The 11637-nt window shown below is 66.5% G+C and carries 8 protein-coding genes; all 8 read left to right on the plus strand.

The window, feature by feature from the left end:
* The first annotated feature begins 250 nt into the window (after positions 1–250).
* The 8 genes from U5O44_RS17130 (at position 251) to U5O44_RS17165 (ending at position 11621) form a co-directional block, all read left to right on the plus strand.
* A complete protein-coding gene (locus U5O44_RS17130; RefSeq protein WP_322589616.1) occupies positions 251–1519 on the plus strand; it encodes an ABC transporter substrate-binding protein in 1269 nt (422 codons plus the stop codon).
* 147 nt (positions 1520–1666) lie between these two features.
* Entirely contained in the window at positions 1667–2581 is a 915-nt protein-coding gene (locus tag U5O44_RS17135) for a carbohydrate ABC transporter permease (protein ID WP_322589617.1), read from the plus strand.
* A complete protein-coding gene (locus tag U5O44_RS17140) occupies positions 2581–3417 on the plus strand; it encodes a carbohydrate ABC transporter permease (protein ID WP_322589618.1) in 837 nt (278 codons plus the stop codon). The genes U5O44_RS17135 and U5O44_RS17140 overlap by 1 nt, the downstream gene beginning before the upstream one ends.
* A 16-nt stretch (positions 3418–3433) precedes the next feature.
* On the plus strand, positions 3434–5020 hold the full coding sequence (locus U5O44_RS17145; protein WP_322589619.1) for an alpha-glucosidase family protein: 1587 nt from the start codon (positions 3434–3436) through the stop codon (positions 5018–5020).
* 17 nt (positions 5021–5037) lie between these two features.
* Positions 5038–6681, plus strand: coding sequence for an alpha-glucosidase family protein (locus tag U5O44_RS17150; protein ID WP_322589620.1), 1644 nt, complete (start codon positions 5038–5040; stop codon positions 6679–6681).
* A gap of 36 nt (positions 6682–6717) precedes the next feature.
* Positions 6718–7854, plus strand: a complete 1137-nt coding sequence (locus U5O44_RS17155) for an ABC transporter ATP-binding protein (protein WP_322589621.1) — start codon at positions 6718–6720, stop codon at positions 7852–7854.
* 25 nt (positions 7855–7879) lie between these two features.
* Positions 7880–9655, plus strand: a complete 1776-nt coding sequence (locus U5O44_RS17160; RefSeq protein WP_322589622.1) for a glycoside hydrolase family 13 protein — start codon at positions 7880–7882, stop codon at positions 9653–9655.
* 13 nt (positions 9656–9668) lie between these two features.
* Positions 9669–11621 (plus strand): amylosucrase, encoded by a 1953-nt coding sequence (locus tag U5O44_RS17165; protein ID WP_322589623.1) that lies wholly within the window; start codon positions 9669–9671, stop codon positions 11619–11621.
* The last annotated feature ends 16 nt before the right edge of the window (positions 11622–11637 follow it).

Consider the following 11637-nt stretch of genomic DNA (forward strand, 5'->3'; position numbering starts at 1 on the left):
AATTACATTGAAACTCAAGCGATCCTTGCGCAGGCAAGGATCGGCACTTCTGGTGCATTTCGGGCAGTCGATCTGAACGCAAACGATACCGATGGCAGTACAAACCAGACTACGCCCAAATGCAAACGATTGAATTGCCTGTTTTTTGAGCACACAAAATGCGGGTTTTCACTAGTTCTGGAGGTGCTGTAAGAAAATTACAGTGTGATCCGTGGCGTGGATTGCCACAGACAACAGGAGACAGGCCATCATGTCCATCACGTACAAGCAAGTTGCCGCGGGCGTCGCCCTGGCGTTCGGCGGTCTGGTCAGCGCACACGCGGCCACCATCACGATCTCGTGCGGCAACAACGCCGCCGACGTCGAGTTCTGCGGCAAGTTCGCCGAAGAGTGGGGCAAGAAGAACGGCCACACGGTCAAGATGTACACCCCGCCGGCCAGCACGACCGACAACCTGGCCCTGCTGCGCCAGCAGTTCGCTGCCAAGTCGTCGGACCTGGACGTCATCATGATCGACGTGGTGTGGCCTGGCGTGATCAAGGACCACCTGGTCGACCTGAAGAAGTATTCCAAGGGTGTCGAGAAGGACCACTTCCCCGCGATCGTCGCCAACAACACCGTGGACGGCAAGCTGCTGGGCATGCCCTGGTTCACCGACGCCGGCCTGCTGTTCTACCGCAAGGACCTGCTGGCCAAGCACGGCGTGAAGGTGCCGCAGACCTGGGAAGAGCTGGCCGCTGGCGCCAAGAAGATCCAGGACGGCGAGCGCGCCACCGACAAGGACTTCCAGGGCTTCGTGTTCCAGGCCAAGGCCTATGAAGGCCTGACCTGCGACGCGCTGGAGTGGGTCTACAGCTACGGCGGCGGCACCATCATCGACAGCAAGGGCAACATCACGATCAACAACCCGCAGGCGGCCAAGGCGCTGGACCAGGCGGCGTCGTGGATCGGCACCATCGCCCCGCAAGGCGTGCTGAACTACGGCGAGGAAGACTCGCGTGGCGTGTGGCAGAACGGCAAGGCTGCCTTCATGCGCAACTGGCCGTACGCTTGGTCGCTGGGCCAGGCCGCCGACAGCCCGATCAAGGACAAGATCGGCGTGGCTGCTCTGCCGGCGGGCACGGGTCCGGGCGCCAAGAAGGCGGCGACCCTGGGTGGCTGGCAGCTGGCGGTCAACAAGTACTCGAAGAACGTCGACGCTGCGGCTTCGCTCGCGCTGTACATGACCAGCGCCGAGATCCAGAAGAAGCGTGCCGTGGGTGGTTCGTACAACCCGACGATCCCGGCCCTGTACAAGGACGGCGACATCGCCAAGGCGAACCCGTTCATGGTCGAGCTGCTCGACGTGTTCACCAACGCCGCTGCCCGTCCGGCCACCGCCACCGGCCTGAAGTACCCGGAAGTGTCGAACGCGTTCTGGGACGCCACCCACGACGTGCTGTCCAAGAAGTCGACCGGCACGGAAGCGGTCAAGAAGCTCGAAGCCAAGCTCAAGCAGATCAAGAAGGCCAAGTGGTGAGCTGACTATTTGATGGTTGCTGTCTGACGGTCCTCGCGACCGAGTGCCCCGTCCGTGGGGCACACCACTCCTGACGGGGCGTCTGCCGTGGCTGCTGGCGCCCCGTTGCTGTTCATCCGATCATCCGGTCACCGGTCGGGACTTCCCATGAAAAACCGTGCGCGCATCGCCTGGACCTTCCTGACGCCGATGCTGATCCTGATGGTGCTGGTGGCCGGATGGCCGCTGGCGCGGTCGATCTGGTTCAGTTTCACGGACACGAACATCAACAACATTGCCGAGTACAACTACGTCGGCTTTGACAACTATTTTTCCGAATGGGGCCTGTTCGGCCTGTCGATCTTCTCGGCCGAGTTCTGGGAAACCGACTGGGGCATCGCGATCAAGAACACCTTCCAGTTCTCGTTCTTCTCGGTGCTCCTGGAGACGCTGGCGGGCCTGGGGGTGGCGATGCTGCTCAACCAGGAGTTCAAGGGCCGCGCGCTGGTGCGCACGGCGGTGCTGATTCCCTGGGCCATCCCGACCATCGTGTCGGCCAAGATGTGGGGCTGGATCCTGCATGACCAGTTCGGGCTCATCAACCAGTTGCTGGTCGACTGGGGCATCATCGCCAGCAAGATCGCCTTCACCGCCGACCCCGCCTATGCGCTGTGGACGGTCGTGGCCGTGGACGTGTGGAAGACGACGCCGTTCATGGCGCTGCTGATCCTGGCTGCGCTCCAGACCCTGCCCAAGGACTGCTACGAGGCGGCGCGTGTCGACGGCGTGCACCCGCTGCGCATGTTCTGGAAGGTGACGCTGCCGCTGATCCGCTATCCGCTGCTGGTGGCGGTGGTGTTCCGCCTGCTCGATGCATTGCGCGTGTTCGACCTGATCTTCGTGCTGACGTCCAACAGCGGCTCCACCATCAGCATGTCGGGTTTCGTGCGCCGCGACATGGTGGACAACGGCAACCTCGGGTCCGGCTCGGCGGCCTCCACATCCCTGACGATCATCATCTTCCTGACCGCGCTGCTGTTCATGCGGGCGGCCCGCGTCAAGCTCAACGAGGAGTCCAACTGATGAACCAGCGTCCTCTCTGGGGCTCGGTTGCCCTGTATGCGTTCGCGCTCCTGGTGGTGGTGATTTCGGTCTACCCGTTTCTGTACACCGTCACGACCTCCCTGAAGACCGGCACCGAGCTGTTCAGCACCGACTTGCTGCCCAGCGCGCCGACCCTCTACAACTACATCACCCTGTTCCAGGGCAAGCAGCCCTTCGGCACGCAGCTGGGCAACTCCATCATGGTGGCCACGGTCACTGTGGTGATCTCGATGTTCATGGCGATCACCGCCGCCTATGCGCTTGGCCGCATCAACTTCAAGGGCAAGTCTGCGCTGCTGCTGTCGATCCTGGCGGTGTCGATGTTCCCGCAGGTGGCCGTGCTGTCGGGCATGTTCGAGCTGATGCAGTCGCTGGGGCTGTACAACCGCTCGATCGGTCTGGTGGTGCCGTACACGGTCTTCACCTTGCCCTTCACGGTCTGGATGCTGACGACCTTCATGCGCGGACTGCCCAAGGAGCTGGAAGAGGCGGCGATCATGGACGGCTGCGGCCCGCTGCGGATCATCTTCGAGGTGTTCATGCCGCTGCTGGCGCCCGCGCTGGTCTCGACCGGGCTGCTGGCCTTCATCGGCGCGTGGAACGAGTTCATGTTCGCGCTGACCTTCGTCACCGATGACTTCAAGCGCACCGTGCCGGTCGGCATCTCGATGATCTCGGGCGCCACCGCCTACGAGATCCCCTGGGGTTCGATCATGGCCGCCTCGGTCATCGTCACGGTGCCGCTGGTGATCCTGGTGCTGGTGTTCCAGCAGAAGATCGTCTCCGGCCTGACCGCTGGCGCCGTCAAGGGCTGAAGGCGAGGGCGGGCACATGAAGGCTTCCAACAGCAACTGGTGGCGGGGCGGGGTGATCTACCAGATCTACCCACGCAGCTACCAGGACAGCAACGGCGACGGCGTCGGTGACCTGCCTGGCATCACGCGCCGGCTCGACCACATCGCCGCGCTCGGCGCGGACGGCATCTGGCTGTCGCCGTTCTTCAAGTCGCCGATGAAGGACTTTGGCTACGACATCAGCGACTACTGCGATGTCGACCCGATGTTCGGCACGCTGGCGGATTTCCGCGTGCTGGTGGACCGGGCGCATGCGCTCGGCCTGAAGGTGATGATCGACCAGGTGTATTCGCACACGGCCGACCAGCACCCGTGGTTCCAGGAGAGCCGCGCCAGCCGCGACAACCCGAAAGCCGACTGGTACGTCTGGGCCGACGCGAAGGACGACGGCAACCCGCCCAACAACTGGCTGTCGATCTTCGGTGGCTCGGCCTGGCAGTGGGACACGCGCCGCCGCCAGTACTACCTGCACAACTTCCTGACCAGCCAGCCCGACCTGAACTTCCATTGCCCGGAGGTGCAGGACGCGGTGCTGGGCTGCGTGAAGTTCTGGCTCGACTTCGGCGTCGATGGCTACCGGCTGGACGTGGTGAATTTCTACTTCCACGACCGCCAGTTGCGCGACAACCCGGGCCGCGGCATGCCCGACGGCAGCGACCCGGCGGTGAGCCCCGTCAACCCCTACGCCTGGCAGTGGCACCACTTCGACAAGAGCCAGCCGGAAAACCTCGTCTTCCTGCAGCGCCTGCGCGCGCTGGTGGACCAGTACCCCGACACGACCATGGTCGGCGAGATCGGCGACGACGACGGACTGGCCCGCGTGGCCGAGTACACCTCGGGTGGCGACAAGCTGCACATGGCGTACTGCTTCGACCTGCTCGGCGAGCCGCACAGCGCGCCTTACCTGCACGGTGTGTTCACCCGCTTCAACGAAGTGGTCGGCACCGGCTGGCCCTGCTGGGCGATCACGAACCACGACATTCCCCGCGTGGCGACGCGCTGGGGTGGAGCGAACCCGCCGATGGGCCTGCTGCGGGCAGCCGCTGCGCTGCAACTGAGCCTGCGCGGCACGGCGTGCCTCTACCAGGGCGATGAACTCGGCCTGCCAGAAGCGCAGGTCGCGTTCGAGGATCTGCAGGATCCCTACGGCATCACGATGTGGCCCGACTACAAGGGCCGCGACGGCTGCCGCACCCCGATGGCGTGGGAAGCCGCGGCGCCCGATCTCGGCTTCGGCGCGGCGGGTTCGACCGTCAAGCCGTGGTTGCCGGTGTCGGAGAGCCACCGTGCGCTGGCCGCAGACCAGCAAGCGGGTGATCCGGCCTCGCTGCTGTCGCACTACCGGCAACTGCTGGCGTGGCGGCGTGGCGTGCCGGCGCTGATCCACGGCGACATGACATTGCTGCCGGTGCATCCGCAGGTGCTGGCGTTCGTGCGCGAACATGAAGGCCAGCGGGTGCTGTGCGCCTTCAACCTCAGCGACACGCCGGCCGAGGTGGCGCTGGATGTGGCCGGCACGGTGCGCTTCGCTCCCTGGGGCGTGCTGTTCACACGGCTGACCTGAACACGATGGGTTCCGCGATGAAAGCTCCCCACAAAGCCCCGAACAACGGCTGGTGGCGCAGCGGCGTGATCTACCAGATCTACCCGCGCAGCTACCAGGACAGCAACGGCGACGGCATCGGCGATCTGCCGGGCATCACCCGCCGCCTCGACCACATCGCCCGCCTCGGCGCCGATGCGGTCTGGCTGTCCCCCATCTTCACCTCGCCGATGAAGGACTTCGGCTATGACGTCAGCGACTACAACGACATCGACCCGATGTTCGGCACGCTGGCCGACTTCCGGGCGCTGGTCGACCGTGCCCACGCGCTCGGCCTGAAGGTCATCATCGATCAGGTGTTGTCCCACAGCTCGGACCAGCACCCGTGGTTCAAGGAGAGTCGCCAGAGCCGTGACAACCCCAAGGCCGACTGGTACGTCTGGGCCGACGCCAAGGACGACGGCAACCCGCCGAACAACTGGCTGAGCGTCTTCGGTGGCTCGTCCTGGCAATGGGACACGCGCCAGCGCCAGTACTACCTGCACAACTTCCTCACCAGCCAGCCGGACCTGAACTTCCACCACCCCGCGGTGCAGGACGCGCTGCTGGCGTCGGTGAAGTTCTGGCTCGACTTCGGTGTGGACGGCTACCGGCTCGACGCGATCAACTTCTGCTTCCACGACGCCGGGTTGCGCAGCAACCCCGGCACCGGCGAGCCCGACGGCAGCAATCCGACGGTGAGCGCCAGCAACCCGTACGCCTGGCAGCGGCATCTCTACGACCGCAGCCGCCCGGACGCGCTCGGTTTCCTGGAGCGCCTGCGTGCGCTGACCGACCAGTACCCCGACACGATGATGGTCGGCGAGATCGGCGACGAGTCCGGCATGGCGATGGTGGCGCAGTACAGCAGCCCGTCCGCCGAGGGGGCCGAGCGGCTGCACATGGGGTACTGCTTCGACCTGCTGGCCGATCGGCACGACGCGCCGTACCTGCACGGCGTGATCGCCAAGTTCGAGCGGGTCGCGGCAGAAGCGGGCGGCGGCTGGGCCTGCTGGGCACTGTCCAACCACGACTGCAAGCGGTTGGCCACCCGCTGGGGTGGCGAGCACCCGAACCCCGCACTGCTGCGGCTGGCCCCGGCACTGCAGCTCAGCCTGCGCGGCGCGGTCTGCCTGTACCAAGGCGAAGAACTCGGCCTGCCTGAAGCCGACATCGCCTTTGAAGATCTGCAGGATCCCTACGGCATCACGATGTGGCCCGAGTTCAAGGGCCGCGACGGCTGTCGCACGCCGTTTCCCTGGGACTCGGCGGCGCCGGACCTCGGCTTTGGCGCGCCAGGCAGCGCCGTCAAGCCTTGGCTGCCGGTGGCCGAGTCGCACCGCGCCCTGGCCGTCGACGCACAGGAAGTCGACCCCGGCGCGCTGCTGCACCACTACCGCCACCTGCTGCAGTGGCGCCGCACCCAGCCGGCGCTGGTGCACGGCGACCTGACGCTGCTGCCGGTCGACCTGCAGGTGCTCGCCTTCGTGCGCACGCATGGCGACGAGCGGCTGCTGTGTGCCTTCAACCTCAGCGCCGAACCGGCGACGCTGACGCTGCCGGCCGGGGACAAGGTCGATGCGCAATCGACCTTGTCCCTCGATCCCTACGGCGTGCGCTTCGCGCGTCTGACCCGAGTCTGAATCCCCACGACGCTCTTCCTTCGCAAGGGACCCGCCATGTCACGCATCGACTTCAAGAACATCTGCAAGCGCTACGCTCCCGGCCTGCCGCTGACGATCAACAACGCCAACATCAGCATCGGCAAGGGCGAGTTCTGCGTCTTCGTCGGGCCGTCGGGCTGCGGCAAGTCCACGCTGCTGCGCATGGTCGCGGGGCTGGAGGACATCACCTCCGGCGACCTGTCGATCGGCGGCGTGCGCGTCAACGACCTGCCGCCGGCCAAGCGTGGCGTGGCGATGGTGTTCCAGAGCTACGCGCTCTATCCGCACATGACGGTGGCCGAAAACATGGCCTTCGGACTGCGGGTGCTCGGCTCCGACAAGGCCGCGATCGAGCAGAAGGTGAAGAAGGCCGCCGAGATCCTGCAGCTCACCCCGCTGCTGGACCGTCTGCCCAAGGCCCTGTCCGGCGGTCAGCGCCAGCGGGTCGCGATCGGCCGCGCCATCGTCAAGGAGCCGGACGTGTTCCTGTTCGACGAGCCACTGTCGAACCTGGACGCCGCGCTGCGGGTGCAGACCCGGCTGGAGATCGCCAAGCTGCACCATGACATCGGCACCGCCAGCATGATCTACGTCACCCACGACCAGGTCGAAGCCATGACGCTGGCCGACAAGATCGTGCTGCTGCGTGCAGGGCAGGGTGTGCAGGACCACGGCAGCGTGGCGCAGTTCGGCTCGCCGATGGACCTGTACCACCGCCCGGAGAACCTCTTCGTCGCCGAGTTCATCGGCAGTCCGAAGATGAACATCCTGTCTGGCCGCCTCGTGCGCGCCGAGGCGGACCACGCGGTGGTCGAGGTGCATGGCGAGCAGATCACGGTTGCGGTGGATGCCCGCCGGGCCAAGGCGGGTGACAAGGTCTCGCTGGGCATCCGCCCGGAGCACCTGCTGGCCGGCGACACCGGTGCCGGCTCGCCGCTGCACGCCAAGGTGCGCCAGATGGAGCGGCTGGGCGACTCGTCGATGCTCTACCTTGACCTCGGGCCGGACGCACCGATGGTGACGCTGCGCCTCGAAGGCTATGCCGGTCACTCGGCGGGTGAGCGCATCACGTTGCGGGTCCGGCCGGAACACGGGTATCTGTTCGATGCCGCCGGTCTCGCGTTCGAGCGCACCGTGCAGCTGCCCACCTGAGTCCGTTGAACATCCGGTTCCGACCATGACCGCACGCCCTGACCGCGACTGGTGGAAACAGTCCGTCGTCTACCAGATCTACCCACGCAGCTTCTGCGACAGCAACGGTGACGGCATCGGCGATCTGCCGGGCATCACGTCGAAGCTCGACCACCTGAAGCTGCTGGGTGTCGATGTGGTCTGGCTGTCGCCGGTCTACGCCTCGCCGCAGGACGACAACGGCTACGACATCAGCGACTACCGCGCCATCGCGCCCGAGTTCGGCACGATGGCCGACTTCGACGAGATGCTGGCGCAGATGCACGCGCGCGGCATCCGGCTGATGATGGACCTCGTGGTCAACCACAGCTCGGATGAGCACGCCTGGTTCCAGCAAGCCCGCCAGAGCCGCCACAACCCGTACCACGACCACTACCTCTGGCGCGACCCCAAGCCGGACGGCTCGCCGCCAACCAACTGGGAAGCCGCGTTCAACGGCTCGGTCTGGGAGTGGAACGAGCCGACCGGCGAGTACTACCTGCACATGTTCAGCCGCAAGCAGCCGGACCTGAACTGGGAGAACCCGGCGCTGCGGGCCGAGGTGTACGACGTGATGCGGTTCTGGCTCGACAAGGGTGTCGACGGTTTCCGCATGGACGTGATCAACATGGTCTCGAAGCCGTGGAACGCCGACGGCAGCCTGCCGGACGCGCCCATCGTGCGGGACGGATTCCTGCAGCCCGGCTTCGCGCTGACCTGCAACGGGCCGCGGCTGGGCGAGTTCCTGCGCGAGATGCGCGAGCAGGTGCTGGACCACTACGACACGATCACCGTCGGCGAGGCACCGCTGGCCACGATCACGCAGGGCCGCGCGCTGACGCACCCCGAGACCGGTGCGTTGAACATGCTGTTCCAGTTCGAGCACATGGACCTCGACAGCGTCGGCGGCCATGTGAACGGCAAATGGGCGCTGAAGCCGCTGGACCTGCGCGACCTGAAGGCGACGATGACGCGCTGGCAGGACGCGCTCTACCAGCAGGGCTGGAACAGCCTCTACCTGAACAACCACGACCAGCCGCGCCCGGTGTCGCGCTTCGGCGATGACGGCGTGTACCGGGTCGAGTCGGCCAAGATGCTGGCCACCTTCCTGCACGGCCTGCAAGGCACGCCCTATGTCTACCAGGGCGAAGAACTCGGCATGACCAATGTGGCCTTCGCGTCGATCGAGGACTACCAGGACATCGAGATCCGCAACATGTACCGCGTTGCCACCGAGGAGCGCGGCATGGACCCGGCCGAGGTGATGGCGTCCATCCACGCCAAGGGCCGCGACAACGCGCGCACGCCGATGCCCTGGGACGCCTCGGCCAACGCCGGCTTCACCACTGGCACGCCCTGGCTGAAGCTGAACCCGAACTATCCGCAGATCAACGCCGCGCAGGCGGTGGCCGATCCGGCGTCGGTGTTCCAGCACTACCGGCGCCTGATCGCGATGCGGCGGGTGCACCCGGTGCTGGTGCATGGCCGCTACGCCTTGCTGCTGCCCGACCATGCGCAGCTCTACGCCTACACCCGCACGCTGTCCCGGGGCGCGGGCGAGCCGGCCGAATGCTGGCTGATCGTCTGCAACTTCAGCGGCGACACGCCCGTCTTCGACCTGCCGGCCGAGGCGGGGCAGGGCGTGACCGGCTGCGACTGGATGCTCGGCAACTATCCGCCGTGCCAGGGCGATGCGCTGCACGGCTCGCCGCTGCGGCCCTGGGAGGCGCGGATGCTGCGCCTGCATGCCCCGACACTGTCTCTCACAACGACTGACCACTGACAAGGAAGCCACCGTGGCCACCGACCTGATTTCCGGCCTGCGGGTGACCGGACGCACCGTCCCCGCCTGGGTCACCCTCGACGCGCAGCTGGGCCGCGTCTGGCAGAACCTGCACCAGGCCGTCGGCCGCGAATCCCACTGGCCCGCGTTCGACCAGCGCGTGCGCACCCACCTGCAGACACTGCGCGACGAGCTGGCCCCGCTCTACGGGAACCGCGCCGACTTCGAGACCTTCCTCGTGCGCCTGCTGCAGACCGCCTTCGAGGCCTGGCGCGACCGTGCCCCCGACCTGAAAGCACTCGATGCCCAGCGCGAGCACGACCCGGACTGGTTCCAGTCGCAGCGCATGCTCGGCGGCGTCTGCTACGTCGACCTGTTCGCCGGCAATTTCCGCGGCATCGAGGCGCAGATCCCGTATTTCCAGGAACTCGGCCTGACCTACCTGCACCTGATGCCCCCGTTCCTGTGCCCCGAGCCGCACAGCGACGGCGGCTACGCGGTCAGCAGCTACCGGGCGACCAAGCCCTCGCTCGGCAGCATCGACGAGCTGCGCCATCTGGCGGAGAAGCTGCGCGAGGCCGGCATCTCGCTGGTGCTCGACTTCGTGTTCAACCACACCTCGGACGAACACGACTGGGCGGTCGGCGCGCGGGCCAATGACCCGGCCTACCAAGACTTTTTCTACCTCTTCCCGGACCGCGTCCAGCCCGACGCCTACGAGCGCACGGTGCGCGAGATCTTCCCCGACGAGCACGCGGGCGCCTTCTCGCAGCTCGACGACGGCCGCTGGGTCTGGACCACCTTCCACTCCTACCAGTGGGATCTGAACTACAGCAACCCCGAGGTCTTCCGCGCGATGGCCGGCGAGATGCTGTTCATCGCCAACCTGGGCGTCGAGTTCCTGCGCATGGACGCGGTGGCCTTCATCTGGAAGCGGCTGGGCACCTCGTGCGAGAACCTGCCCGAGGCGCACCACCTGCTGCGCGCCTACAACGCGCTGGCGCGCATCGCTGCACCCGCGCTGCTGTTCAAGTCCGAGGCCATCGTCCACCCGGACGATGTCGTGGCCTACATCTCGCCCGCCGAGTGCCAGATCTCGTACAACCCGCTGCAGATGGCGCTGCTGTGGAACACGCTGGCCACGCGCCAGGTGGACATGCTGCAGAAGGCGCTGGCCGAGCGCCACCACATCGCACCCGGAACCGCCTGGGTCAACTACGTGCGCAGCCACGACGACATCGGCTGGACCTTCGCCGACGAGGACGCGGCGCAGCTCGGCATCAACGGCTTTGACCACCGCCAGTTCCTCAACCGCTTCTACGTCAACCGCTTCCCCGGCAGCTTCGCGCGCGGCGTGCCCTTCCAGGACAACCCGGCCACCGGCGACTGCCGCATCTCGGGCACGGCCGCCTCGCTGTGCGGGCTGGAGCAGGGCGACGCACACGCGGTCGCGCGCATGCTGCTGCTGTACGGCGTGGCGCTGTCCTCGGGCGGCATTCCGCTGATCTACCTCGGTGACGAAGTCGGCACGCTCGACGACCACGGCTACGTCCACGACCCCGGCAAGGCCGGCGACAGCCGCTGGGTACACCGTCCGGCACGCGACGAGCGCCGCTACGCCGACCGGCGCGACCCGAGCACCGACGCCGGGCGCATCCACGCCGGCCTGCGCCACCTGATCGCGCTGCGCCGGCACCTGCCGTCGCTGGCGGGTGGGCATCTGGTGCCGTTCCTCACCAAGAACCCGTCCGTGCTGGGGTACCTGCGCGACGGCGCGCAGGGGGGAGCAGGGAGTGTGCTGGTGCTCGGCAACTTCAGCGAACACCCGCAGACCATCGCCGCCGAGGTCTTCTCGGCCATGCCGGCGCGCATGGTGGACCTGATCGGCCAGTCGGCGTTCGAGGCCCGTTTGCCCGTGACGCTGGCGCCGTACCAGATGGTGTGGCTGGTGCCGCGAGGCATGTGATTTGCTAGAGTGAACT

This window comes from Sphaerotilus sp. (assembly GCF_034519685.1).
Taxonomy (GTDB): domain Bacteria; phylum Pseudomonadota; class Gammaproteobacteria; order Burkholderiales; family Burkholderiaceae_C; genus Sphaerotilus.